This window comes from Microbacterium sp. H83 (assembly GCF_001650405.1).
GTDB lineage: Bacteria > Actinomycetota > Actinomycetes > Actinomycetales > Microbacteriaceae > Microbacterium.
Map to the genome: position 1 here is coordinate 22413 of NZ_LWCU01000016.1, position 26169 is coordinate 48581.

22 protein-coding genes are annotated in these 26169 nt (G+C 71.2%); 9 read left to right on the top strand and 13 right to left on the bottom strand.

Features of this window, described 5'->3' with window-relative positions:
* Positions 1-34: 34 nt before the first annotated feature.
* From A4X16_RS08375 to A4X16_RS08390, 4 genes are read right to left on the bottom strand one after another with little or no spacing between them, the layout of a single operon-like run.
* Positions 35-1558, bottom strand: coding sequence for a PTS mannitol transporter subunit IICB (locus tag A4X16_RS08375; RefSeq protein ID WP_067119245.1), 1524 nt, complete (start codon positions 1556-1558; stop codon positions 35-37).
* Complete coding sequence (gene ptsP, locus A4X16_RS08380; protein ID WP_082914366.1) at positions 1555-3240, bottom strand: phosphoenolpyruvate--protein phosphotransferase; 1686 nt, start codon at positions 3238-3240, stop codon at positions 1555-1557. Before ptsP ends, A4X16_RS08375 begins: the two co-directional genes overlap by 4 nt.
* Complete coding sequence (locus tag A4X16_RS08385) at positions 3237-3515, bottom strand: HPr family phosphocarrier protein (protein ID WP_067119248.1); 279 nt, start codon at positions 3513-3515, stop codon at positions 3237-3239. The genes ptsP and A4X16_RS08385 overlap by 4 nt, the downstream gene beginning before the upstream one ends.
* On the bottom strand, positions 3512-3829 hold the full coding sequence (locus A4X16_RS08390; RefSeq protein ID WP_067119363.1) for a PTS sugar transporter subunit IIB: 318 nt from the start codon (positions 3827-3829) through the stop codon (positions 3512-3514). Before A4X16_RS08390 ends, A4X16_RS08385 begins: the two co-directional genes overlap by 4 nt.
* Before the next feature lie 167 nt (positions 3830-3996).
* Here A4X16_RS08390 and A4X16_RS08395 point away from each other — a divergent pair, with 167 nt between their 5' ends.
* The gene (locus A4X16_RS08395; protein ID WP_067119251.1) at positions 3997-5916 is read left to right on the top strand and encodes a BglG family transcription antiterminator; all 1920 of its coding nucleotides are present in this window, start codon (positions 3997-3999) and stop codon (positions 5914-5916) included.
* Positions 5917-5956: 40 nt separating this feature from the next.
* Here A4X16_RS08395 and A4X16_RS08400 read toward each other — a convergent pair whose 3' ends face one another.
* From A4X16_RS08400 to A4X16_RS08410, 3 genes are read right to left on the bottom strand one after another with little or no spacing between them, the layout of a single operon-like run.
* On the bottom strand, positions 5957-6220 hold the full coding sequence (locus A4X16_RS08400; RefSeq protein WP_067119254.1) for an HPr family phosphocarrier protein: 264 nt from the start codon (positions 6218-6220) through the stop codon (positions 5957-5959).
* A 5-nt stretch (positions 6221-6225) separates the two neighbouring features.
* Entirely contained in the window at positions 6226-7896 is a 1671-nt protein-coding gene (locus A4X16_RS08405; protein WP_067119257.1) for a phospho-sugar mutase, read from the bottom strand.
* Positions 7893-8726, bottom strand: coding sequence for a purine-nucleoside phosphorylase (locus tag A4X16_RS08410; protein ID WP_067119260.1), 834 nt, complete (start codon positions 8724-8726; stop codon positions 7893-7895). The genes A4X16_RS08405 and A4X16_RS08410 overlap by 4 nt, the downstream gene beginning before the upstream one ends.
* A gap of 48 nt (positions 8727-8774) precedes the next feature.
* Between A4X16_RS08410 and A4X16_RS08415 the strand changes: the two genes are divergently transcribed.
* Positions 8775-10229, top strand: coding sequence for an NAD(P)H-quinone dehydrogenase (locus A4X16_RS08415; protein WP_067119263.1), 1455 nt, complete (start codon positions 8775-8777; stop codon positions 10227-10229).
* 70 nt (positions 10230-10299) lie between these two features.
* Here the strand turns inward: A4X16_RS08415 and A4X16_RS08420 are convergent, their stop codons facing one another.
* Positions 10300-12066, bottom strand: a complete 1767-nt coding sequence (locus A4X16_RS08420) for an acetyl/propionyl/methylcrotonyl-CoA carboxylase subunit alpha (RefSeq protein WP_067119266.1) — start codon at positions 12064-12066, stop codon at positions 10300-10302.
* 78 nt (positions 12067-12144) lie between these two features.
* Positions 12145-12783, bottom strand: a complete 639-nt coding sequence (locus A4X16_RS08425; protein ID WP_067119366.1) for a Maf family protein — start codon at positions 12781-12783, stop codon at positions 12145-12147.
* Between the two features lie 23 nt (positions 12784-12806).
* Here A4X16_RS08425 and A4X16_RS08430 point away from each other — a divergent pair, with 23 nt between their 5' ends.
* The 5 genes from A4X16_RS08430 to A4X16_RS08450 all read left to right on the top strand — a co-directional run bounded on the left by A4X16_RS08430 (position 12807) and on the right by A4X16_RS08450 (position 18471).
* Positions 12807-14036: a class I SAM-dependent RNA methyltransferase gene (locus tag A4X16_RS08430; protein WP_067119270.1), complete on the top strand. Its 1230-nt coding sequence runs from the start codon at positions 12807-12809 to the stop codon at positions 14034-14036.
* A gap of 53 nt (positions 14037-14089) precedes the next feature.
* A complete protein-coding gene (locus A4X16_RS08435) occupies positions 14090-14752 on the top strand; it encodes a response regulator transcription factor (RefSeq protein ID WP_067119273.1) in 663 nt (220 codons plus the stop codon).
* Positions 14742-15977, top strand: coding sequence for a hypothetical protein (locus tag A4X16_RS08440; RefSeq protein WP_082914367.1), 1236 nt, complete (start codon positions 14742-14744; stop codon positions 15975-15977). The genes A4X16_RS08435 and A4X16_RS08440 overlap by 11 nt, the downstream gene beginning before the upstream one ends.
* Complete coding sequence (locus tag A4X16_RS08445) at positions 15974-16978, top strand: hypothetical protein (RefSeq protein ID WP_067119369.1); 1005 nt, start codon at positions 15974-15976, stop codon at positions 16976-16978. Before A4X16_RS08440 ends, A4X16_RS08445 begins: the two co-directional genes overlap by 4 nt.
* Before the next feature lie 293 nt (positions 16979-17271).
* The gene (locus tag A4X16_RS08450; RefSeq protein WP_067119276.1) at positions 17272-18471 is read left to right on the top strand and encodes an ROK family transcriptional regulator; all 1200 of its coding nucleotides are present in this window, start codon (positions 17272-17274) and stop codon (positions 18469-18471) included.
* 223 nt (positions 18472-18694) lie between these two features.
* Here the strand turns inward: A4X16_RS08450 and A4X16_RS08455 are convergent, their stop codons facing one another.
* The 4 genes from A4X16_RS08455 to A4X16_RS08470 form a co-directional block, all read right to left on the bottom strand.
* On the bottom strand, positions 18695-18931 hold the full coding sequence (locus A4X16_RS08455; protein WP_067119279.1) for an acyl-CoA carboxylase subunit epsilon: 237 nt from the start codon (positions 18929-18931) through the stop codon (positions 18695-18697).
* The gene (locus A4X16_RS08460; protein ID WP_067119375.1) at positions 18931-20520 is read right to left on the bottom strand and encodes an acyl-CoA carboxylase subunit beta; all 1590 of its coding nucleotides are present in this window, start codon (positions 20518-20520) and stop codon (positions 18931-18933) included. Before A4X16_RS08460 ends, A4X16_RS08455 begins: the two co-directional genes overlap by 1 nt.
* Positions 20521-20638: 118 nt before the next feature.
* The gene (locus A4X16_RS08465) at positions 20639-21628 is read right to left on the bottom strand and encodes a hypothetical protein (protein WP_067119282.1); all 990 of its coding nucleotides are present in this window, start codon (positions 21626-21628) and stop codon (positions 20639-20641) included.
* Between the two features lie 80 nt (positions 21629-21708).
* Positions 21709-22401, bottom strand: a complete 693-nt coding sequence (locus A4X16_RS08470; RefSeq protein ID WP_067119285.1) for a phosphocholine cytidylyltransferase family protein — start codon at positions 22399-22401, stop codon at positions 21709-21711.
* Positions 22402-22653: 252 nt separating this feature from the next.
* Here A4X16_RS08470 and A4X16_RS18265 point away from each other — a divergent pair, with 252 nt between their 5' ends.
* Complete coding sequence (locus A4X16_RS18265; protein WP_231880311.1) at positions 22654-24597, top strand: ABC transporter ATP-binding protein; 1944 nt, start codon at positions 22654-22656, stop codon at positions 24595-24597.
* Entirely contained in the window at positions 24573-26135 is a 1563-nt protein-coding gene (locus A4X16_RS08480) for a hypothetical protein (protein WP_067119288.1), read from the top strand. Before A4X16_RS18265 ends, A4X16_RS08480 begins: the two co-directional genes overlap by 25 nt.
* Positions 26136-26169: the final 34 nt, after the last annotated feature.

Below are 26169 nucleotides of genomic sequence, written 5' to 3' on the forward strand. Positions count from 1 at the left end.
GGCGGATGCCGCGGCACCCGCCCCGCCCGGTCTGTCACGCGCCGGATTCGCGCTGCTCGCGCACCATCTCGACGACCTCTTCGTACTTCGGAGAGTTCATGAAGTTGTCGACGGACACGTGGACGGAGTTCGGCGACTGCGCCTTCGCGCGATCCGTCAGCTGCTGCTGCGTGATCACCAGGTCGGCGGTGCCGTCGAGGTTCGCGATGGCCTGGTTGGTGACGGTGACGCCCTCGACTCCCGCCTTCTTGAACTTGTTGCGCAGGACGCTGGCGCCCATCGCGGACGAGCCCATGCCGGCGTCGCAGGCGAACACCACGTTCTCGATGCGGCGGTCGGTCGCGACGGTGCCGGCGGCGGCGCTCGCCGCGAGCCCGCTGAGGGCGTCGGAGGACTTGCCCTTGTTGGCCTCGGTCTGCGCGACGGCGGCGGCGAACGCGTCCTCCTTCGCCAGATCCTTCTTGCGGCTCGCGCGAAGGATGAGCATGGAGATGAGGAACGTGACGGCAGCCGACAGGATCACCGAGAGGATCACTCCGAGGTAGTCGGTCCTGAACGTCTGTCCGAGTACCGCGATGATGCTGCCAGGCGCGGCCGGTGCGATCAGGCCGGTGTCGAACAGCATGTTCGTGGTGACGCCGGTCATGCCTCCGGCGATGAGCGCCAGGATCAGGACGGGCTTCATGAGAGCGAACGGGAAGTACACCTCGTGGATGCCGCCGAAGAACTGGATGACCGCCGCACCGGGTGCCGAGGCGCGCGCGGCGCCGATGCCGAAGATCGTGAAGGCCAGCAGCAGACCGACGCCGGGGCCGGGGTTCGCCTCGAGCAGGAACAGGATCGACTTGCCGCTCTCCGCCGCCTGCTGGGTGCCGAGAGGCGTCAGCACTCCGTGGTTGATGGCGTTGTTGAGGAAGAAGACCTTCGCCGGCTCGATCAGGATGCTCGTCAGGGGGAGCAGGTTCGTCTCGACCAGCCAGTTCACCGCCGTCGACAGCACGTTCATGAGTCCGTTGACGAGCCAGGCCACGGGGTAGAACCCGATGACCACCATGACGAAGCCCCAGATGCCGGCCGAGAACATGTTCACGAGCATCTCGAAGCCCGACTTGATCTTGCCGTCCCACAGGGAGTCGAGCCACTTCATCGTGTACGCGGCCAGCGGCGCCATGATCATCGCGCCGATGAACATGTGGATCTGGCCGAGCTGGTTGTCCTCGGGGAGGGTCGCGTTCACCTGGGCGATCAGGTAGTCGGACCCCGCGATGGCGCCCATGACGGCGATGGCCGCGACGACACCGCCTCGGGTCTTGTAGACGATGACGCCGCCGGTGTAGGCGATGATGATCGGCAGCAGGTAGTGGATGATCGGGCCGACGAGGGTCGCGAGCTGCTCGTTCGGCGTCCACCCGACGGGGATGAAGAACGCGGTGATGATTCCCCACGCGATCAGTGCAGGGATGTTGGGCATGATCATTCCGGACAGGAACGTGCCGAAGCGCTGCACGCCCGTTCGGAGGCCGCCTGGCTTCGTGGCGGCCGGTGACGTCGTCGTCATGATGTCGTCTCTTTCTGGTGAGGGGGGAGGGGTGCTGTGGCGTCGGCCACGGCGAGGCGTGCACCGGCGGCGTCGTCGGCCGCCAGTGCGAGTTCGGCGAGGTGTCGGGCCTCGTCGAGGGTTCGGGTGGACAGGGTCTGGCGGACGTCCGCGAGAGCGGACGGCGCCATCGACAGGCTCGTGGCGCCGAGGCCCACGAGCACGACGGCGAGCATCGGGTCCGCGGCGGCCTCGCCGCAGATGCCGACGGGCTTCCCGAGGCGCGCGCCGGCGGCGCCGACCTCGCGCACGAGCCGCAGCACGGCGGGGTGCCAGGGGTCCTGGAACCCCGCGACGGACCCCAGGAGGCGGTCGGCGGCCATCGTGTACTGCGTCAGGTCGTTCGTCCCGATGGAGGCGAAGTCCGCGTGCGCGAGGATGCGGTCGGCCAGCAGGGCGCTCGAGGGGACCTCGACCATGACGCCGGCCGTCTTCAGACCGTACTCGCGGGCGAGGGTGGTGAAGTACTCGGTCTCCTCGACGGTCGCCACCATCGGCGCCATGACCCAGAGGTCGGCGTCGGTCTCGGCATCCGCCTCGGCGAGGGCCGTGAGCTGCTCCCGCATGATGTCCTCGCTGGCGCGCAGGGCGCGGAGGCCGCGGAGGCCGAGCGCCGGGTTCTCCTCGTGGGCGTCGTTGAGGAAGGCGAGCGGCTTGTCGGCGCCGGCGTCCAGCATCCGCACCACGACCTTCTTGCCGGGGAACGCGGCGAGCAGCTCGACGTACGACGCACGCTGCTGCTCCACGGTCGGCGCCTGCGACGACGACAGGAACAGGAACTCGGTGCGGAACAGCCCGACGCCCTCGGCCCCGCGTTCGACGGCATCGGATGCGTCTGCAGGTCTCCCCAGATTCGCCAGCAGCGGGATCAGCGTGCCGTCGGCGAGGGCGCCGGGGGTGAGTGGTGCGGAGTCGGCGCTGCGACGGGCGGCGGCGCGCTGCTCGGCGCGCTCCTTCTCGTCGTCGCTCGGGTCGACGGTCACGATGCCGGCGGCGGCGTCGACGATCACGTCGGTGCCGGTCGCGAGGTCGGATGCCGCGGCGGCGCCCACGACCGCCACGATGCCCTTCTCGCGCGCGAGGATCGCGGTGTGCGAGGTCGGGCCGCCGTCGAAGGTGACGAGCGCGAGGACCTGGTCGAGGTCGAGCAGCGCGGTGTCCGCAGGGGCGAGATCGCGCGCGACCAGCACGAAGGGATGCCCGGGATCGGGCACGCCGGGAGCGTCGACGCCCCGCAGGCGGGCCAGCACGCGCTGGGCGATGTCGTCGAGGTCCGCGGCCCGCTCGCCGAGGTAGCCGCCGACGGCCTCGAGCGTCGCGCGGAAGCCGGCGAACGCGTCGTGCACCGCCCACTCGGCGGTCGATCCGGCATCGATCCGCTCGTCGACCTCGTCCTGCAGCGTCGGGTCCTCGGCGATCATCGCCTGGGCCTCGAGCACCTCCTGCGCGGAGCCGCCCGCCTTCTCGCCGCGGGCCGTGAGCTCCTGCGCCACGGCCGCCACGGCGTCGCGGACGCGCGCCCGCTCGGCGTCGGCACCCTGCGTGCTCGCCGTGTTCTCCGGCGCCGGCAGCGCCTCCGTCATCCGGACGACCGGTCCCTGCGCGACGCCGAGACCGATGCCCACCCCTCGCAGACCGCTCATGCGGTGTCCTGGTCGTGATCGGTCGTCAGCAGTTCGGTGAGGGTGTCGAGCACGCCCTCCGCACCCTCGCCGTCGGCGGTGAGGGTGACGTAGTCGCCGTGCTCGATCGCCAGCGCGATGACTCCGAGGATGCTCGCCGCGTTGACGGCCTTGCCGGAGTCCTTCGCGATCGTGACGGGGATGCCCGACTCCTTCGCCGCCTGCGCGAAGAGCTTCGCGGGGCGGGCGTGCAGGCCGTGGGACGAGCCGATGCGGACGGTGCGGGAGACGGTCATGATGTTCCTTTCGGGGTGTTCCAGACCTCGGCGATCACCGAGCGCGCGAGAGCCAGGGTGCGGGAGCCGTCGCGGTCCGCGAAGACGTCGTCCGGGAGGACGACCACGGGGACGGGCACGGCGGCGCGGATGGCGTCGAGGCGCTCGGCGAGGTGGGGGCCGACGAGGACGAGGTCGTGGTCGCCGCCGGAGAGCGAGCTTTCCATGCCCGCCGTCGCGTCCCAGTCGAGACCGGCGTCGGACGCCGCGCGGCGAAGTCGTTGCGCGACGAACGTGCTCGACGCCCCTGCGCCGCACACCACGAGGATCCTCATCGATGCCACCTTTCCTGAGAACAGTCTGGGAAACGGGAGGGGGCGGGTGCCACCAGGATCCTTTCCGCCCCCGCGGAACGTCGGTTCCGGAGCGGCGCCTTCCTGCACCTGACATCATGGAAGGACACGTCAGGACAGTGCAGTCGGCACGGGGAGCGGGGAGGGACATGTCGCGGCAGCGCCAGGACCAGCTCCTCGCCACCCTTCTGCGCCGGGGATCCTGGGCGACCGCCGCGAGCCTCGCGGATCAGCTCGGCGTGACGCCGCGCAGCATCCGCTCCTACGTCGCGGCCCTGAACGCCCGGACGTCCGCATCCGACGCCGTGGAGTCCGGCCCCGCCGGCTACCGGGCGGGAGCAGGGGCGCGCGACGCGCTGCGCACGCGTCAGTCCGGCGAGTCCGCCCCGCGCGACCGCCTGCACGCGCTCGTGCGCGCTCTCCTCGACGCGCCGGACGGCGTGGACGTGTTCGACATGGCCCAGAGGCTCCATGTGAGCGAGGCGACGCTCGAGGCCGACCTCGCCCGCGTCAGGGTGCTGCTGGAGGGCGGCGACCTCGTGCTCGCGCGCGATCGCGAGATCGTGCGCCTGACCGGCGGCGAGGCGGCGCAGCGGCGTCTGCTGAGCCGGCTCGCGCACGACGAGATGGACGCCGCGTCCTTCCACCCCGAGACCTTCCGCAGGGCCCTGGCCGGGAGCGCCGTCGCGGCGCACGCCGTGGGGCCGTTCAAGTCGGAGCTCGTGCGCGAGCTCGGCGAGCTCGGGTACTACGTCAACGAGCTGGCGATCTCCGACGTCCTCCTGCACATCGCGATCGCGGCCGACCGCGTGGCCGCCGGGCACTCTCTGGACGCGGTGCCCTCGGGCACGCGTCCCGAGATCCCCAGGGTGGGAGCCGTGATCGCCCGGCTCGCCGCGCAGCACTTCGCCGTCTCGCTCGGCGAAGGCGACAGTGGGCACCTGGCGTCGCTCGTGCTCACGCGCATCGTCGCGCCCGGACAGGACGCGATCCGCGAGGTGGCGCGCAGCGGAGTGGATCCGTCGGTGGAGGAGGCCGTGCGCACCGAGCTGGCGCGGGCGGCCGACGACTTCCAGGTGGACCTCGTCGACGAGGCGTTCGTGCTGCGCCTGGCCCTCCACGTGCAGAACCTGCTGCGCCGCGCGGAGGAGAGCGCGCTCACCCGCAACCCGCTCACGCGCTCGCTCAAGACGACCTATCCGATGATCTTCGAGGTCGCGGTGTCGATCGCGAGCGGGCTGCACGACCGGCTCGGCACGCCCATCCACGACGACGAGATCGCCTACATCGCGATGCACGTCGGCGGACGGCTCGAGCGCAGCCGCAAGGCCGAGTCGATCCTCACCGCCACGATCGTGTGCCCGGGGTACTACGAGCTGCACGAGCTCCTCCGCTCCAGCGTCGACCGCTCGCTCGGCACGTCGATCGAGGTGACGAGCGTCGTCACCAACGTCGATCCGGACTGGAACTCGTTCGAGACCGACCTGGTGCTCAGCACGATCGAGCCCGCGACCGGCGATCGCTTCGTCCGCATCCAGCCGTTCCTCACCGATGCCGACGTCGACCGCATCCAGCAGGCCGCGGCCCGCGTGCGCAGGGCGCGCCGGCTCACCCGGCTGCGCGGTGAGCTCGCGCGCTACTTCGACGCCGACGCGTTCGTCCATCCGCTCCCCGACGAGGGCGAGGAGGCCATCATCCGGCGCCTCGGCGGCCTGCTCGTGCAGGCCGGCCTCATCGGCGAGGACTACGTCGAGAACACGATCGTGCGCGAGCGGATGTCGTCGACGGCGTTCACCGACGCGCTCGCCGTCCCGCACGCCCTGCAGATGACCGCGAGCAGGACGGCGATCGCGATCGGCGTCGCCGACGGCTCGGCCGCCTGGGGCGAGGGGCGCGTGCAGGTCGTCGCGCTCGCGGCGTTCAGCGAGAGCGATCGCGCCGCGTTCCAGACCGTGTTCGAGCAGCTCGTCGAGGTGTTCAGCGAGCGCGACAGCGTGCAGCGCATCGTGCGTCGCGGGTCGACGTTCGAGTCGTTCCTGGACGAGCTCGTCGCGGTCATCGACGGCTGACCCTCGCCCGCGCGGTCCGGGTCCGGGAGGGGGGCGCGTCTCAGCGTGGCGGGTCGAGCACGCCGGCCAGCGTGTCGAGCACCGCCTCGGCCTCCGCCGACTCCGGGGTCTCCAGCACGACCGCGTCGCCGGCGGCGAGGCCGAGGTCCATGACCGCGAGCACGCTGCTGAGGTCCACGACCGCGCCGCTCGACGTCTGCAGCGTCACCGCGTGCGGATGCGCCTGGACGACCCGGACGAGCTCGGCGACGGGGCGCGCATGCACCCCGTTGTGAGCGCTGATGACGACGTGTCTGCGGGGCATGACGCCTACGAGCGCTCGTCCAGCAGCGAGCGGACGGCGGCCTCGAGCTCGCCGACGACGGTGGCGGCGCGGTCGGCGGACGCACCCGCCGCATCGATGTACACCTTGAGCTTGGGCTCGGTGCCCGAGGGGCGCACGATGATGCGCGATCCGTCGGCGAGGCGATAGCGCAGCACGTCGCCGGAGGGTCGCCCCGCCTCGGCGTGCAGCAGGTCCTCCGCGGAGGCGATCGCATGCGCGCCGAAGTGGGTCGGCGGCAGGGTTCGCAGCGACAGCATGACCCTGCCGATCACCGAGAGGTCGTCGACGCGCACCGACACCTGCGCGCTCGCGTAGTGCCCGTAGGTGTCGCCGAGCTCGGCGAGGAGGTCGGACAGCGTCGCCTGACGCTCGTGCGCCTCGGCGGCGAGACCGAGGATCGCGATCGCCGCGGAGATGCCGTCCTTGTCGCGGACGGTCTCCGGATTCACCAGGTAGCCGAGGGCCTCCTCGAAGCCGAACACGATCCCGGGCGCCCGCGAGATCCACTTGAACCCGGTGAGCGTCTCGTGGAAGTCCAGCCCGTGGTGCTCCGCCACCGCGCGGAGGCCGGGGGAGGAGACCAGGGAGCACGCCAGCGAGGCGCCGGGGGTGCCGGCCGCGGCTCGCGCCGCCCTGGCACCGAGGAGCAGCCCGACCTCGTTGCCGGTGAGGCGGCGCCACCCGCTCTCCGACGAGGAATCGGGGATCGCGACAGCGAGGCGGTCGGCGTCGGGGTCGTTGGCGAGGATGAAGTCGGCCTGCACGCGGCGTCCGCGGGCGAACGACAGATCCATCGCGCCGGGCTCCTCGGGGTTCGGGAAGGAGACGGTGCGGAAGGTGGCGTCGGGCTTCAGCTGCTCGCCGACGACCATGGGCTGCGGATAGCCGGCAGCGGCGACGATCTTCGACAGCGTCTCCCAGCCGACGCCGTGCATCGCCGTGTAGACCCATCGCAGACCGGATGCCGTCTGCGGGGCCGGTGCGACCGCCGCGGTCGCCGCCACGTAGGCGTCGACCACGTCCTCGCCGGCCTTCTCGTAGCCGGTCGCGCGGGGGAGCGTCGACACGTCGCCCCGGTCGGCGATCCGCTGGATGTGCGCGGCGATCTCGGCATCCGCCGGCGCGACGATCTGCGACCCCTGGTCGCCGCCGCCCAGGTAGACCTTGTAGCCGTTGTCGTCGGGCGGGTTGTGCGATGCGGTCACCATCACCCCGGCATCCGCGCCGAGATGGCGCACCGCGAAGGCGAGGACCGGAGTCGGGAGGAGTCGCGGGAGCAGGATGGCGCGCAGACCCGCCCCGGCGAAGAGCTCGGCGGAGTCGGTCGCGAACACGCGGGAGTTGCGGCGGCCGTCGTAGCCGATCACCACGGTCGGGACGCGGTCGCCGGCGCGCTCGCGGAGGTAGGCGGCGAAGCCCGCGGCGGCCTGCGCGACGAGCACGCGGTTCATGCGGTTGCTGCCGGCGCCGAGGCGTCCGCGCAGGCCGGCGGTCCCGAAGGCGAGGCGGGAGCCGAAACGGTCGTCGAGCTCGGCGACAGCCCTCTCCTCGCCTGCAGCGGCGCGGGTGATGAGGCCGGCGAGCTCGTCGCGGGTCTCGTGATCGGGGTCCTGGCGCATCCAGGCGCGCGCCTGCGCGAGGCGCTCGTCGCTCACAGCGCCTCGACCACTCGCGCGAGCAGCGCCGAGATCACGGGTTCGGCCTCGCGTCCGGCCTCGATCACCTCCGCGTGACTGAGCGGGGTCTTCTGGATGCCGGCGGCGAGGTTCGTGATGAGCGAGAAGCCGAGGATCTCCATGCCGGCCTCGCGGGCGGCGATGGCCTCGAGCGCCGTCGACATCCCGACGATGTGGCCGCCGATGTGCTTCGCCATCTGCACCTCGGCGGGCGTCTCGTAGTGCGGGCCGCGGAACTGCGTGTAGACCCCCTCGTCGAGGCTCGGGTCGACGCTGCGGGCCACGTCGCGCAGCCGCGACGAGTACAGATCGGTGAGATCGATGAACGTCGCGCCCTCGAGAGGCGAGTCGGCGGTGAGGTTGATGTGATCGCTGATGAGCACCGGCTGACCGGGGGTCCACGTCTCGCGCACGCCACCGGCGCCGTTGGTGAGGACCATGATCTTCGCCCCCGTGGCCGCGGCGGTGCGGACGGAGTGCACGACACGGCGGACGCCGTGCCCTTCGTAGTAGTGGGTGCGCGCACCGATGACGAGCACGTTCTTGCCGTCCGGCGTGCGGATGCTGCGCAGCGTGCCGACGTGTCCTTCCAGGGCGGGACGGGAGAAACCCGTCACCTCGGTCGCGGGGACGGTCGCGATCGTCTCGCCGATGAGGTCGGCGGCCTTGCTCCAGCCGCTGCCGAGCGTGAGGGCGATGTCGTGCTTCTCGACTCCGGTCAGACGCGCGATGTCGGCGGCTGCGTCGGCCGCGACCTCGAACGGGTTCGCGTTCGGGTCGTCGAGGGGGTTGCTGTGTGTTTCGGACATGGATCCACTCTAGGAAGGTGCAGGCTCCGGGGCCAGGATTGCGGAAGAATGGAAAGCATGTCTTCCACCCCTTTCGAACGCACTCAGCGCGTCGTCGTCCTCGGCGGCGGTCCCGGCGGATACGAGGCGGCCATCGCGGCCGCCCAGCTCGGAGCCGAGGTGACCCTGGTCGAGCGCGTCGGCGTCGGCGGGGCGGCCGTGCTCACCGACGTCGTGCCGTCGAAGAGCCTGATCGCCACGGCGGACGCCGCGGTCGCGATCGCGGAGGCCTCCGACCTGGGTGTGCAGTTCTACGCCAAGGGCGAGAAGGGCAAGCCCCTGAAGCCCGAGATCGCGATCAACCTCGCCGCCGTGAACAAGCGCCTCGTCGCGCTCGCGGGCCAGCAGTCCGAGGACATGCGTGCGGCTCTCCTCGATGCGGGCGTGCGCATCCTGTCCGGGCACGGACGGCTCGAGGGCCCGAACGCGATCGTGGTGTCGACCGGTCAGGGCGGCACGGACTTCGACCGCATCGAGGCCGACACGATCATCGTCGCCGTGGGAGCGTCCCCGCGCGAACTGGACTCCGCGAAGCCCGACGGCAAGCGGATCCTCACCTGGACCCAGCTCTACGACATGAAGGCGCTGCCCGAGCACCTGATCGTCGTCGGCTCCGGAGTGACCGGCGCGGAGTTCGCCTCCGCGTACATGAACCTCGGCGCCGAGGTCACTCTCGTGTCCAGTCGCGAGCAGGTGCTCCCCGGCGAGGACCAGGATGCGGCGCATGTGCTCGAGAAGGTCTTCAAGCGCGGCGGCATGCACGTGCTGTCCAAGGCCCGCGCCGAGAAGGTCGAGGTGACGGATGCCGGGGTGACCGTCACCCTGGCCGACGGTCGCACGGTCGACGGCAGCCACTGCCTCATGGCGGTCGGCTCGATCCCGAACACCGCGGGCATCGGCCTGGAGGACGCGGGCGTGGAGCTCGACGACACCGGCCACGTGCGGGTGAACCGCGTCGCGCGCACCTCGGTCCCGAACGTCTACGCGGTGGGGGACTGCACGAACTTCTTCCCGCTCGCGTCGGTGGCGTCGATGCAGGGTCGCACGGCCGTGTTCCACGCGCTGGGGGACATCGTGATCCCGCTGGAGCTCATCAAGATCACCTCGAACATCTTCACCGCGCCCGAGATCGCGACCGTCGGCTACTCGGAGAAGGACGTCGAGGACGGGGTCGCGGACGGCCTCGTCTACAAGCTGCCGCTCGCGGCGAACCCGCGCGCGAAGATGATGGGCATCAAGGACGGCTTCGTCAAGCTGATCGCGCGCAAGGGGTCGGGCACCGTCATCGGCGGCGTGATCGTCGCGCCGAAGGCGTCGGAGCTCATCTACCCGATCGCCGTCGCGGTCGAGCGCCGTCTCACGGTCGACCAGGTGTCCCGCGTCTTCGCGGCCTACCCGTCGCTGTCGAGCAGCATCACGGATGCGAGCCGGGCGATGCACCTGGTCAACGCCAACATCTCCTGACTCCGAGCTCGTCCCGGAACGACGAAGGCGCCCCGCGATCCGCGGGGCGCCTTCGTCGTGCGAGAGCGTGTCAGCTGATGGTGAGCAGCTGGTGTCCGGCGGAGACCGTGGCGCCGGCCTGGGCGTTGATGCTGCCGATCACGCCGTCCTTGTGCGCCTGCAGCGGCTGCTCCATCTTCATGGCCTCGAGCACGACGACGAGGTCGCCCTTGACGACCTGCTGCCCCTCCTCGACCGCGACCTTGACCACGGTGGCCTGCATGGGCGACTTCACCGCGTCGCCGGATGCTCCGGCGCTGACCGAGGTCGCGTGGCTGCGACGCGACGGCGGCACCGCCGCCGGCCGGCCGGCCGTGCCCGCGGCGACCGCGACGCGGTCGGGAAGACTGACCTCGAGGCGCTTGCCGGCGACCTCGACCACGACCGTGTGCCGGCCCGTCGCGGCGGAGGGAGCGTCGAGCTCGCCGTCCCAGGCGGGGATGTCGTTCACGAACTCGGTCTCGATCCAGCGCGTGAAGACGCCGAACTCGCCGTTCTCCGCCGTGAACGCCGGGTCGTCGACGACCTTGCGGTGGAAGGGGAGGACGGTGGGGAGGCCGGCGACCTCGAACTCCTCCAGAGCACGACGCGAGCGCTCCAGCGCCTCCGCGCGGTCCTTGCCCGTCACGATGATCTTCGCCAGCAGCGAGTCGAACGCCCCGGAGACCGAGTCGCCGGCCGTGACGCCGGAGTCGAGGCGGATGCCGGGACCGCCGAAGGTCTTGAAGACGTGGATCGGCCCGGGCTGGGGGAGGAAGCCGCGTCCCGGGTCCTCGCCGTTGATGCGGAACTCGAAGGAGTGTCCGGTCGGGGCCGGGTCGTCGTAGTCGATCGTCCCGCCGGCGGCGATGCGGAACTGCTCCCGCACGAGGTCGATGCCGGTGACCTCCTCGGAGACCGGGTGCTCGACCTGCAGACGGGTGTTGACCTCGAGGAACGACACGGTGCCGTCGGCGCCGATGAGGAACTCGCAGGTTCCCGCGCCGACGTAGCCGACCTCCTTGAGGATGGCCTTCGACGCCGAGTACAGGAGCTCGTTCTGCTCGTCGGTGAGGAACGGCGCGGGGGCCTCCTCGACGAGCTTCTGGTGACGGCGCTGCAGCGAGCAGTCGCGTGTCGAGATGACGACCACGGTGCCCTCGGCATCCGCCAGGCACTGCGTCTCGACGTGACGGGGCTTGTCGAGGTACTTCTCGACGAAGCACTCGCCGCGGCCGAAGGCGGCGACGGCCTCGCGGGTGGCCGACTCGAACAGCTCGGCGACCTCGTCGAGCTCGCGCGCGACCTTGAGGCCACGGCCGCCCCCGCCGTACGCGGCCTTGATGGCGATCGGCAGGCCGAACTCCTCGGCGAACGCGACGACCTCGTCGGCGCCGGACACGGGACCGGGGGTGCCCGGTGCGAGCGGTGCGCCGACCTTCTCGGCGACGTGGCGCGCGGTGACCTTGTCGCCGAGCGCCTCGATGGCCTCCGGGGAGGGGCCGATCCAGGTCATGCCTGCGCCGACGACGGCTCGGGCGAACTCGGCGTTCTCGGCGAGGAAGCCGTAGCCGGGGTGCACGGCGTCCGCGCCGGCCCGGCGGGCCACCGATAGGATCTTCTCGATGTGCAGGTAGGTCTCGGCGCTGGTCGCTCCGCCGAGCGCGTAGGCCTCGTCGGCGAGACGGGTGTGCAGGGCGTCGCGGTCCTGGTCGGCGTAGACGGCGACCGAGGCGATCCCCGAGTCGCGAGCGGCACGGACGATGCGGACGGCGATCTCGCCGCGGTTGGCGATGAGCACCTTGGCGATAGCAGGCATGGTTGCCAGCCTAGCGAGAAGGCACCGGATCCTTTTGACGACTCCCCACAAGAAAGCGGAGAAAACGTCGACGGGAGTCTACGACCAGAGGTCGGTCCAGGACACGCCGAGCTCGGCGGTCAGGCGCCGCACGGTCGAAAGCGACATGCCGACCACGGTCGACGGATCGCCCTCCACCCTCGTGATGAAGGCACCGCCGAGGCTATCGACCGTGAACGCGCCCGCGACCAGGAGCGGTTCGCCGGAGGCGACGTAGGCGTCGATCTCGGCATCCGTGATGTCGTCGGCGAAGGTCACCGACGCCTGAGCCGTCGCCGTCGCCTCGACGGGCGTCTCCCCGGGCGCCACGCGGAACACCGAATGGCCCGAGTGCAGGACGCCCGTCGCTCCGCGCATCTCGTGCCAGCGCCGCGACGCCTCCTCGGCTGTGTAGGGCTTGCCGTAGACCCGGCCGCCCAGCGCGAACATCGAGTCGCCGCCGATGACGATGCCGTCGAACGACCCCTCGCCCGCGAGCGCGTGCGCGACGTCCGCGGCCTTCGCCCTGGCGAGCAGGAGCACGAGCTCATCGGGCGGCAGCTCGGCGCCGCGCTCGGATGCGGCCGCCGCGGCGACGGCGTCCTCGTCCACCGTCGGCGACTGCGTGAGCGGCTCGATACCGGCCTGTCGCAGCAGCATGAGGCGGGCGGGAGACGTGGAGGCGAGGCAGACGCGCATGTGCACCACCGTATCCTCGAAAGATGACTTCCTCCCCGGCACTGCTCGATCTCGACATCACCGGCATCGCGCACGGCGGCACGTTCATCGCCCGCGACGAGGGCCGTGTGGTCTTCGTGTCCGACGCCCTGCCCGGCGAGCGGGTGCGCGCACGCCTCACCGCCGACTCGACCGACGACTCGAAGAGCTTCTGGCGGGCCGAGACCGTCGAGGTCCTCGAGGCGTCGCCGCATCGGCGTCCGCACATCTGGGCGGATGCCGACCTGTCGCGCGCCCCGGAGGATCGCGCGGGCGGCGCCGACCTGGGCCACATCGACCTCGCGCACCAGCGGGTGCTCAAGCGGCAGGTGCTCACCGAGGCGCTCGACCGCTTCGCCGGCCCCGGACTCGACGCCCCCGAGATCGAGGCGGTGGACTCCTCGGACGGCACCGGCTGGCGGACACGCGTGACGCTGCACGTCGACGAGGACGGAACGGTGGGTCCGTACGCCGCGCGCAGCCATCGGGTCATCCCCGTGGCCTCGCACACGCTGGCGCGGCCGTCGATCGCGGAGGCGGCGCTCGCCCTCGTCGACGAGGCTCCCGGCAGCATCGACCTCGTCGAGCCGGGCGACGGCGAGGTCCGCGTGATCCGCCGTGACCGCATCGAGGGGCGGCCGGGGCGCGGCCGGGGTCGGCGACCGCGCCCCGAGGTCGTGTACGAGCAGGTCGGCGATCGGCGGTTCCAGGTGGATGCCGGCGGGTTCTGGCAGGTGCACCCGCGCGCCGCGTCGGTGCTGGATGCCGCGGTCTATGGGCTGCTCGACGACCACGTCGACCCCTCCGCCACCCACCTCGACCTGTACGGAGGGGTGGGACTCTTCTCCGCCACTCTCGCGGACCTCGGCGCGACCGACATCGTCACCGTCGAGTCGAACCGCAGGGCGACCGCGCATGCGCAGCAGAACCTCGCCCCCCTCGATGTCACGGCCGTCACCGCTCGCGTCGACCGGTATCTCGCCGCACTCCCGCCGACCGCGGCGGCGGGGGCGGTCGTGCTCGACCCGCCGCGCGCGGGCGCCGGACGAGCGGTCGTCGACGCGCTGCACCGGCTCGATCCGGATGCGATCGCGTACGTGGCGTGCGATCCCGTCGCCCTGGCCCGCGATCTCGGGACGTTCCGGGAGCACGGATGGACGGTGGGGACCATGCGCGGCTTCGACCTGTTCCCGCACTCCCACCACTTCGAGGTCGTCGCGCTGCTGACCCGCTGACCGCGCGCCGACGGCGTCGACGGGCGCAGGACCGGACTCACTAGGCTGGACGGATGAGCAGGGTCGCACTGATCGACGATCACGAATCCGTCCGTCTGGGACTGGAGGCGGCGTGCGCCCGCGACGGCTCGCAGACCGTCGTCTTCTCCGGCAGCACCGTCGGCTCCTACCTCGAGTGGCGTGCGGCGGCCTCTGCCGCATCCGCCGACGTGGTGGTCCTCGATCTCACCCTGGGCGACGGCACGACGGTGACCGAGAACGTCACCTCGCTGGTCGCCGACGGCGCCAGCGTCGTGATCCACAGCGTCGCCGATCGCCCTGCCGCGGTCCGCGAGGCGCTCGCCGCGGGGGCCGCCGGCGTCGTGAGCAAGTCGTCGGCGCTCGACGATGTGCTCGACGCGATCCGGACGGTCGCGCAGGGCGAGGCCCTCAACAACGTGGAGTGGGCGAGCGCGGTCGACGGCGATCGCGATTTCGCGGACGCCCAGCTGTCGACCCGCGAGCGCGAGGTGCTGCGTCTCTACGCCACGGGGCTGCCGTTGAAGGCCGTGGCGGAGCGCCTCGGGGTCGCCTACTCGACGGCCAAGGAGAACATCACCCGGATCAGGGTCAAGTACGTCGACGTCGGACGCCCCGCGCCCACCAAGGTCGACCTCCTGCGGCGCGCGATGGAGGACGGGATCGTCGCGGCAGACGGGGCGCCGAGTGGCCTCTGACCCCCTCAGCATCCGCGAGGCCTGGAGCAAGATCCCGTCTCCGGGCAGCGTGGAGACCGAGTTCGAGCGGTTCACCGGCAAGCGGATGGAGCGGATCCTGGCGACCGTCGTCGCCGTCGGATCCGCGGTGCTGGGTTCGCAGGCCCTGATCGCCGCGATGACAGCCATGCAGTGGTCCGATGCGCCGCACGTGACGATGCTCCTCGTGGTCTACGTCCCGCTCGCGGTCATGCTCGTCGCCTGCGTGATCGGCCGCGGGGTCCGATCGGCCTCGGGCGTGTTCGCGGTCGTGTACGTGGTCGCGCTCGGGGCGTGGCCGAGCGTCGTCGGCACCGGCGACCGGGCCGCCGCCGAGCAGCCCTGGATCTTCTTCCTCGTCAACGTGGGGGTGGTCGCGGCGATGCTCGCCTTCCCGCTGTGGCTGCAGTTCGCCTGGGCCGTCGGGCTGCCGTTCGTGTACGGCTACGTGCGTCTCGTCGAGGGGGACTTCTCGCGCGACTTCTGGGTGACCACCGCCTTCGACGTCTCGTTCACGCTGATCCTCGGCATCGTCATCATCTCGCTGGGATGGATGTTCCGGTCGGTGGCCGCGGGTGTCGACGAGGCTCGCGCGCGGGCGGTGGCCTCGTACGCCGCCGCGGCCGCCGCAGCGGCCGCCGAGGAGGAGCGCGCCGCGATGTCGGCACTCATGCACGACAGCGTGCTGGCCGCTCTCATCGCCGCGGAGCGCGCCGAGGGCGAGCGCGCGCAGGACCTGGCCGTCGGCATGGCGCGCGAAGCGCTCACGCGACTCGCCAACACCGAGGCCGCGGTCGCGCAGGAGGGGAGCGACGAGCCCGTCGCGGCGGCGCAGATCGTGGTCGAGCTGCGCAGGGCCCTCTCCGAGCTGGGGGCGGACGCGATCGTCGAGGAGCGCGGCGGCATCGGCCTCATCCCCGGCCGGGTCGCCAGGGCCCTCGTCCTCGCGGCCAGACAGGCACTCGGCAACTCCGTGACCCACGCGCACGGTCGGGGACTGCACATCATCGCCGAAGGGCGGGGCGACGAGGGCATCAACGTCACGATCTCCGACGCAGGGCCGGGCTTCGACCTCGAGCGGATCGGCGCCGACCGGCTCGGCATCCGCGCCTCGATCCTCGCGCGCATGGCAGGGGTCGCCGGCACCGCGGGGATCGTCTCGGGCGAGTCCGGGACGACCGTCACCCTCGGATGGGAGCGCGCGTGAACAGGACGGTGCGCAGCGTCGCGACCTCGCTCGCCGTCGGGTTCGCGATGTACTTCGCGGCCCGGGGGATCTGGTGGATCGAGCAGCCGACCGGTCCGCTCCTCATGGTGGGGGCCATCGGCCTGTACCTCGTCGTGGTCAACGTCGCCATCCTGTGGGATTCCGCGGTCGCGGTGCGGATGCCGCTCTGGGCCGCCCTGCTCGCGCTGGTGTCGAGCGCCGTCATCCCCGCTCTCGTCACCTTCTCGCTCGACGCGCGGACCCTCACGGCGCCGTTCGCCACGTGGTACATCGGAGCCCTCGGGCTCCTCGGGATCGTCTGCGTCGTGCGCCGCCGCTTCGTCATCGGCTGGCTCATCGTCGTGATCCTCATCATCGCCTCGGCGGCCGCGCTCGGGCTGGTCACGGCTCTCGCACTCGGCCTCGTGGGCTCGGTCATGTGGGTCGCGGTCGCTCACCTGCTCGTGATGTTCTGGGATCGTGCGGTGAGCGACACCGAGCGCCTCGCGGGCATCCAGCAGGCCGTGTCGGCCTGGCACGCGACGCAGCAGGTGCGGCAGAAGGAGCGCCGACTGCGCACGCAGTTCGCCCTTGCCGTGGCCGGCCCCATCCTCAGCAGGGCCGTCGCCGCCCGGGGTGCGCTCGACGACGACGAGCGGCTCGAGGCGCGACTCGCCGAGGGGCGGCTGCGCGACGAGCTCCGCGGGGCAGATCTGCTGAACGACGCGGTACGGGATGCGATCGAGGATGCGCGGCGTCGAGGGGCCGTCGTCACGGTGTTCGACGAGGGCGGTCTGGACGACGTCGACGAGCAGCGGAGGGCGGCCATCAGGGACGAGCTGGCGCTGGTGCTGCGGGGGGCGGATGCGGAGCGGTGGATCATCCGCGCCGCGCGCGACCCGCTGACGGCCGTCACGGTCGTCGGGCGCGCGGCGACCGGCGGAACGAGCGACGATGACGCCGTCGACGTCTGGCGCGAGATCCCGCGCACCGCTCCGTAATCGCGTCCTCGGCTCCGACCGGGGGAGGGGATCGGAGTCGAGGCAGTGAGAGGGGCGAGGGGCGGCGTGATCGCCAGCCCCTCGCCATGCGGAACAGTTACCCGAAAACCGTCCGCCGGTGGCCGATCTGCGTCTGTCTACCCTGGGACGGAGAGACCAGCCGAACGCGAAGCGTCCCCTTCAGTCTCACGGTTAGTCAAGTCGTTGTCTGTAGGTATTTTGGGGGACACGGATCTCGCCGACCTGCGAGAGGATGAGGCATGGGAATGCGTCGAGGAACCAACCTCCCCCGGATGGGTGATTTCAACCGGTCGGTGATCCTCGAGGCCATCCGCCGCTCGGTCGAGGGGCTCAGCAGGATCGAGCTCGTCGAGGCGACCGGACTGTCGGCGCAGACCGTCACGAACATCACCCGTCGTCTGCTCGACGAGGCGCTCATCATGGAGGCGGGACGGACCATCAACGGTCCAGGCAAGCCGCGGGTGACGCTGCGCCTCGTCGCCGAGAGCCGATTCTCGGTGGGCGTCCACCTCGATCCGGCCGTCATCACCTTCGTGGTCCTGGACATGTCCGGCGCCGTGGTCCGTCGCCGGATCGTCCGCGTCGCCGAGCAGGAGCCGCGCCGCGTGATCGAGACGATGGCCCGCACGATCGACGGCCTCCTCGACGAGGCCGACGTCGACCGGCGGCGCGTCGCGGGCGTCGGCGTCGCCGCGCCGGGTCCGCTGGACGCCGAGCGGGGCACGGTGATCGATCCACCCAAGCTGCAGGGCTGGCATCGGGTGGCCCTCCGCGAGGTACTGGCCGAGGCGACGGGCTTCCCGGTCATCGTCGAGAAGGACACGACGTCGGCGGCGGTCGGCGAGGTGTGGACGGCCGCGGGCGCCGTCGACGACTCGTTCCTCTTCCTCTACCTGGGCACCGGCATCGGAGCGTCGCTGGTGCGGGACGGGGAGGCCGTTCGCGGGAGCTCGCAGAACTTCGGCGAGGTCGGCCACATCGTGGTCGATCCGGACGGGCCGCCGTGCGCCTGCGGATCCCGGGGCTGCGTCGAGGTGGTGTGCACCCCGCAGGCCATCGTCGAGCGTGCGGACGCGGCGGGGGTCTTCGACGGCGACCCTGACGCGAGGGGCGCGCGTGTCGTGGAGGAGCGCTTCACCCTGCTGTCCGAGCGCGCGGGCGAGGGCGACCCCGCCGCGGGCGCGGTCCTGCGCGGAGCCGCGGCGCACCTCGCCATGCTCGTGTCGGTGCTGACGAACATCCTCGACGTCGACCGGGTGGTGCTCGGCGGACCCTTCTGGTCACGCGTGGCCGACGTGTATCTCGCGGAGATCCCGGGCAGGCTGGAGGCCCGGAGCGCGACGAGGGCCGTGCGTGAGATCCCGGTCGCCGGCACGGTCGTCGGCGACGACGTGGGAGCGGTGGGAGCGGCGTGCGTCGTGCTCGACTCGGCCCTCACTCCGCGCGCGTCGGACCTCTATCTCGATCGCTGACCGTTTGCATACTGGTATATCGGTGCCAGCCCCCAGCGAGTATCTCCAATCGATGTACTATCGAGAAGGGATGCCGACTGGGGTGGTGCCGAGGTGTTTTCTCACCTCCGCATCGATCGGCCGATACGTCTGCGTGATCCGCGAGCTGGGGGGCTCGCGGATCTCGCAGGCTTCCGCGCGTCGCCACGCGGCAGCGCATCGCCTACACACGCGCGCTCGCGGGTCAGCCCGAGAATCTGCCCCAGGGGATGTCCCGCCGCAGGGGCGCCCGCATCGAGCGCTGCGTGCGAGTCCATGCCGACACGACGGGTTCCTCCGCGACGGCGTCCGCCGCCTCCTGGGCGTACGCGTCACCGACCACCGCGATGAGCGCGGCCAGCTCCTCGTCCGTCGCGCTGCCGCGGATGATCTCGATGGTGGGCGGGGCGTCCTCCGCCTCCGGCGCTGACGGGTCGCCCATCACAGCGGGATGTTCCCGTGCTTCTTCGGGGGCAGCTCCGCACGCTTGCCGCGCAGCGCGCGCAGCGCCTTCGCGATCGAGACGCGCGTGTTGGCGGGCTCGATGATGCCGTCGATCTCGCCGCGCTCGGCTGCGAGGAACGGCGAGGTCACGCTGTAGGTGTACTCGGTCGCGAGCCGGGTGCGGACCGCGGCGACGTCCTCGCCGGCCTCCTCGGCCTTCTTGATCTCGTTGCGGTACAGGATGTTGACCGCACCCTGACCGCCCATCACGGCGATCTCCGCCGTCGGCCACGCGAGGTTCACGTCTGCGCCGAGCTGCTTCGAGCCCATGACGATGTAGGCGCCGCCGTACGCCTTGCGGAGGATCACGGTCACCATCGGCACGGTGGCCTCGGCGTAGGCGTAGATGAGCTTGGCGCCGCGGCGGATGACGCCGGTCCACTCCTGGTCGGTTCCCGGCAGATAGCCGGGCACGTCGACGAGAGTGACGATCGGCACCGAGAACGCGTCGCAGAAGCGGACGAAGCGGCTGGCCTTCTCGCCCGCCTCGATGTTCAGGGTGCCGGCCATCTGCGAGGGCTGGTTCGCGATGATGCCGACCGAGCGGCCCTCGACGCGACCGAAGCCGATCACGATGTTCGGGGCGAACAGCGGCTGCACCTCGATGAAATCGCCGTCGTCGACCACGTGCTCGATGACCGTGTGGATGTCGTACGGCTGATTGGGGGAGTCCGGGATGATCGTGTTGAGCGACCGGTCGGCATCCGTGGTCTCCCACTCGAAGCCGCTCTCATAGCCCGGGATCTCCGCCATGTTGTTGTCGGGGAGGAAGCTGAGCAGAGTGCGCGCGTAGTCGAGCGCGTCGTCCTCGTCCTCGGCCAGGTAGTGGGCGACGCCGGAGCGCGTGTTGTGCGTGAGGGCGCCGCCGAGCTCCTCCATGCCGACGTCCTCGCCGGTGACGGTCTTGATCACGTCGGGACCGGTGACGAACATCTGGCTGGTCTTGTCGACCATGATCACGAAGTCGGTGAGGGCCGGTCCGTAGACGGCGCCGCCGGCGGCCGGGCCCATGATGATCGAGATCTGCGGGATGACTCCCGACGAGCGGGTGTTGAGACGGAAGATCTCGCCGTACTTGCTGAGCGCGAGCACCCCCTCTTGGATGCGGGCTCCACCCGAGTCCAGGATGCCGATGATGGGCATCCCGTTCGTCAGCGCGAACTCCATGATCTTGATGATCTTGTCGCCCGACACCTCGCCGAGCGAGCCGCCGAAGGTCGTGAAGTCCTGCGAGTACACCGCGACGGTGCGTCCGTTGATCGTGCCGACGCCGGTGACGACCGAGTCGCCGTACGGGCGGTTGCGGTCCATGCCGAACGCGGTGGTGCGATGCCGCACGTACTCGTCGAACTCGACGAAGCTGCCAGGATCGACGAGCAGCTCGATGCGCTCGCGGGCGGTCATCTTGCCCTTGGCGTGCTGCTTCTGCTGTGCGATCTTCTCCGCGTCGACAACGGCGTCGTTGTAGCGAGCGCGGAGATCTGCGATCCTGCCGGCGGTGGTCGAGAGTTCGGGCTGTTCCGTCACGGATTCCACCCTATCGTCGGCTCTGCGCGGTCCGTTGGATGCTCGCCACAACGGCCCGCGGGATCCTTTGGCGTCTCCCGCAGAAGACTCCCCGGTGCGACACCCTTCGAGCGCGCGGTCATTCCCCCGGGCCGGGCGTGGCGGACGGTTCCGAGCCGAGTGTCCCCGGGAGATCGTGATCGCCCGTGCCGATCGCGGGGTCCTCGCGGCGTCGTCCGCGACCGATCGAGGTGATCCGCCGCCCAGCCCAGCCGACCCCGTGCGCGGCGGTGCCTGCCGCCCCGGTGACGGCGCCGCCGACGAACCGGGCGCCGTGCAGCATCCGCGACTCGAGCCGTTCCGCGCCGGGTACGGGCTCGAGCTCGGCCGGCAGCGAGAGCGGCGGGGCGCCGAATGCGTGGCGCGAGGTGGTCAGCACTCGCCGGCCGAGGATATGGTTGCCGGCTCCGCCGACCGCCGCACCCACGCCGAACGGCAGAGCCTTGCCGATGAAGGAGGCGCCGCCCTTGGCGGCGAACTGGCGGATGAAGGAGCTCTTGAGTCGATCGACGAGCGGACCCACGGCGGCGCGGGGGAGGGACTTCGTCACGAGCTCGCCCCAGTACGCCGATCGCGTGCCGCCGCGGCCGCTGGCCTGTCCGGCGAGCTGGCCGACGAGCGAGACGCCCTCCTTGCCGAGCATCAGGGTCATGACGAGCGCGCGCGCTCTGTCGGGATTGGCGATGGCGATGCCGTGCACCTCGGCGACCGACTGCGCGAAAAGGGCCGTGGACTCGACGAAGCCGACGGTCTCGACACCGGAGAGGGCGAGCGTGATCCCGGTCCCGATGCCCGGGACCACCGCGGTCGCTCCGACGGCGGCACCTCCTGTCGTCACGGCGGCGAGGTAACGGCGCTCGAGGATGCGGATGATCTCCGCGGGGGTCGCGTGCGGATTGCGGAGCCGGATGCTGCGGATGTGCGCGAGCACGAGCGGACGCTGGATCGACAGGACGCGATCGAGCCCCCGGACCATCAGCGGATGCTCGGCCGATCCGACCGGCGGCACGCCCCTGTCCCACGGAGCGTCGTCGGGGAGGGAATGGATCTTGTGCACCTTCGGAGCCATGGATCGATCCTAGGAAGGCAGGCCGCGAAAACGCCGAAAGCCCGGCACCCTTGACGGGGCCGGGCTTTCGTGGAAGCGGATCAGACGAAGAGGTTCGCGCGCTCGAGGTCCTCGGCGAAGTCGACCTCGACGGCGTACAGGTCCGAGACGTCCATCGGCTCGAGCAGAAGGCCGTCCTCGGCGATCGCGAGCTCGAGACCGCGCTCGAAGTAGTCCTGGTCCTCGACGCGCTGCAGCTGGCGCATGAACGCCTTCTTGCTGGCGGACGAGATGTAGTTGATGCCGACGGCCTCGCCCAGACCGCCCTTGACCGTCTTGGAGAGCTCGTCGATGAAGCCCTCGGCGGTGACCGTGTACTTCACCTCTTCGTCGCTGACCTTGGAGGTGTTGACCGTCACGAACGACTGATCGCGCTCGATGTACGCGGCGGCGCGGCCGAGGATCATCGGGTCGAACACGACGTCGCCGTTCATCCACAGGACGCCCGACTTGCCGGTCGCGCCGAGCGCGCGCAGCAGGCTCTTCGAGGTGTTGGTCTCGTCGTAGCGCTCGTTGTGGACGTAGTTGACGTTCGGGAAGGCCTCGATGATGGTCTCGGCGCGGTAGCCGACGACCGTCGTGATGCGCGCGTCCGAGCCGAACGCGGCGCGGATGTTGTCGTGCTGCTGCCGCATGATCGTGCGGCCGTCGCTCAGTTCGGTCAGCGGCTTCGGCAGCGCACGGCCGAGGCGCGAGCCCATGCCGGCGGCGAGGATGACGGTCTGAAGAGTCACGAGTGCTCCTAAAGGAAGTTGTGTTCACGATCGGTTCACCGATCAGACACTTCGTCGTGCCGAGAGTCATGCTAGCGAGTGAGTCTGGGAAGCCCCGTGGCGAGGGGCCTCCGTTGCTGTTTCGTGATCCACTACACACCGAACGCTCAGTTTCGTCCAGGCCTTGACAGACGCGCGCGGAAGGGGATCGCGGAGATGAGGGAATATTGCGGGGGACCGAAGAAATCGGGCACCCGTTGATACCGTAGGACGGTGACTGCTTCCCCCGAAGACCGCACCGAACAGGTGGCCGACGCCGCGTCCCCTCCTGCGAAGAAGGCACCCGCGAAGAAGGCGCCCGCGCGCACCGCGCCGGCGCGCAAGGCGGCGGCGCCGCGCACGCCGTCGGGGACGGGCACGCCGTCGGGGACGGGCACGACCGCGCGGAAGACCCCGCGGGTCGCCGCCGAGAAGGCGGCGCCGACGGTGGAGGTGGTCGCGGAGCCGGCCGTGCGCATCGACCCCGCCGAGGTTCCTGCCTCGGCGGTGACGGAGACGGCGCGCACGGCGGTCGCGAGGCGCACCGCGGCGTCGACGAAGGCCGCATCGGCCGCGCGGACGACGCCGGCCCGCACGACCGCGGCGAAGACGGCTGCCGCGAAGACGGCGGCTGCGAAGACGGCGGCTGCGAAGACCACTGCGGCGAAGACCGCCGCCGCCAAGAAGAAGACGGCCTCGACGTCCGCGGCGGACGGAGCCGCCGCGAAGACGGCGGCCGCCAAGGCCGCGGCCGAGAAGTCCGCGGCTGCGAAGTCGACGGCGCGGTCCGCCGCCGCACGCACCGCGTCGGCGAGGACCGCCGCGGCCAGGACGGCTGCTGCGAAGTCGGCTGCCGCGAAGGCGGCCGCGGCCAAGAAGGCCGAAGAGGAGGCCGCCGCAGCGGATGCCGCCGCAGCGGAGGTCGCCGCAGCGGAGGTCGCCGCAGCGGAGGTCGCCGCAGCGGAGGTCGCCGCAGGGGAGGTCGCCGCGCCGTCCCAGCCGGACATCCTGGAGCCTGCGCCCGAGGTCGCCGAGCCCGAGGCCGCGGAGCCTGAGGTCGCCGAGCCCGAGATCGCGGAGCCGGCGGTCGTCGAGCCCGAGGCCGCCGAGCCGGCGGTCGCCGAGTCCGAGTCGGAGGTCGTCGAGCAGGAGGTTGCAGAGCCCGCGACCGAGGCCGCGGATCCCGAGACCGTCGCGCCCGACGCCGAGCCGCGCGAGGCGGAGCCCGCGCCGTCGGCCGACACCGAGCAGCCCGCGGTCGCCGACATCGACGCCCCGTCCACCGTGGAAGACGCGGAGAGCGTGACGGAGTCCGCCGCCGACCCGGTCGATCGCGAGGAGCCGGTCGTCGAGACCGTGCCGGAGACCGACGGAGCACCGTCCGAGCGCCCGATCGGGGGAGCGGACTCGGCATCCGCCGTGGAGGCCATCCGGATCCGCGGTCTCGTGAAGACCTTCGGAGACCAGGTCGCCGTCAACGGCATCGACCTGACCGTGCCCGCCGGCTCCTTCTACGGGATCGTCGGCCCCAACGGCGCCGGCAAGACGACGACCCTGTCGATCGTCGCCGGCCTGCTCCGTGCCGACGGCGGCAGCGTCGAGATCTGCGGCATCGATCAGGCGGCCAAGCCGCTGGCGGCGAAGCGCATGATGGGCGTCCTGCCCGATCGCCTGCGGACCTTCGACCGCCTGACGGGACGTCAGCTGCTCTACTACTACGGTCTGCTGCGCGGTCTCGCGTCGGATGTCATCGAGAAGCGGGTCGGCGACCTCGCCAGGGCGTTCGATCTGGGCGATGCGCTCAACCGCGTCGTGTCGGACTACTCCGCCGGCATGACGAAGAAGATCATGCTCGCCGGCGCGATGATCCACTCCCCGCGCGTCCTCGTGCTGGACGAGCCGTTCGAAGCCGTCGACCCGGTGTCCTCGGCGGTGATCCTCGACATCCTGCGCGCCTATGTGGCGCACGGAGGAACCGTCATCCTGTCCAGTCACGGAATGGACCTGGTCGAGCGCGTCTGCTCGCGGGTCGCGATCATCGTCGGCGGCGACGTGCTCGCCGAGGGCACGATCGAGGAGGTCCGCGCCGGACAGACGCTCGAGGCGCGCTTCGTCGAGCTGTCCGGCGGCATCAGCGAGGTGGAGGGGCTCGAGTGGCTGCACACGTTCTCCGACTGAGGGCCGCTCTGCTGATCGGGTCGCTTCGCGGTGAACGGCGCGGCCGCACGCTCGGCGCACTCGCGGTGGTCGCGATCCTCACCGTCGTGGTCTGCTCGGCCGTGCTGAGCCTCGGCGATGCGCCGGCCCCGGTGGCCCGCACGGTGATCGTGCTCGGCAACGCGGCTCTGCTGCTCGGCTTCCTCGTCGGCCCGATCCTCGTCGGGTCCGTGGACCAGCTCGATCCGCGACGGTTCGCCGTCTTCGGCGTCGATGAGAAGCAGATGCCGTGGATCCTCGCCCTGGCGGCGTTCGTCAGCGTTCCCAGCCTGGCGCTGGTCGCGGTGCACGTCTGCGTCGCCGCCGTCGCCATCCGGTTGGGGGCGCCCTGGCCGATCGCCGTGCTGATGAGCATCCTCAGCGTGCTCTCGACGATCCTCGCGGCCCGCATCGGGATGGCGGTCAACGCCCTCCTCCTTCCCGAGCGCCGCTCGCGCGAGCTGACCGCCCTCTTCGCTCTGGCCGTGGTCGTCATCGCGTTCCCCGTCGCCGTCTTCCTCGCCTCACTGAAGTGGGACGGTCAGGTGCCGGCGGCGGTGGCCGCGCTCACCGCGACCGTGGGGCTGACGCCGCTCGCCGCACCGTCGTGGTTCCTGTTCGCCGTCATCGCCGACACGGGGGACGCGTGGATCAGCGGCGTCATCGCGGTCGCGACCGCCGTCCTGCTGTGGGCGATCTGGACCTGGCTCGTCGCGCGTCTGCTGACGACGACCGAGAGGCCGGTCGCGTCGCGGGAGCGCACCGGTCTCGGATGGTTCGGACTCCTGCCGTCCAACGCCTTCGGCGCCATCGCGTCGCGCAGCCTCGTCTACTGGCTGCGGGATCGCCGCTACATCATGAACCTCATCGTCGTCCCGATCGCCGGCGTCCTCACGGTGCTCCCGCTGCTCGTGGCCGGAGTGCCGCTGGAGATCGCCGCGCTCGTGCCCGTCCCGGTGATGGCGCTGTTCTTCGGGTGGCTCCCGCACAACGACGTGGCGTACGACTCGACGGCCCTCTGGACCCACGTCGCCAGCGGCGTGCGGGGTCTCTCCGACCGGCTCGGACGCCTCGTCCCGGTGATGCTCGTGGCGGTGCCCGTGCTCGCGATCGCCGTTCCGCTCACGCTGCTGTGGATCGACGACTGGCGCCTGCTGCTGCCGCTGACCGGCCTCGCCGCGAGTCTGCTGCTGTCGGCGCTGGGTCTGTCGAGCATCATGTCGGTGGTGGCGCCGTATGCGGTCTCCCGTCCCGGCGACAGCCCCTTCCAGCAGCCGCAGCGACCGACGTCCCGCGGAGCCTACGGACCCGCGGCCGTGTTCCTTGGCGGCATCGTGCTCAGCATCCCGACGGCCTGGCTGTTCGCGCTGACGATGATCGAGGGATCGCAGTTCGCACCCGCGACGTTCTGGGCGGGACTCGCCACCGGTGTGGGGGTGATCGTGCTCGGCGTCGCCGTCGGCGGACGCATCTTCGAGCGCGAGGGCGAGCGGCTCATGGAGTTCGTCGAGACCGCGTGACCGCCGCCCGCGGTGGGCCGCGCACGGCTAGACT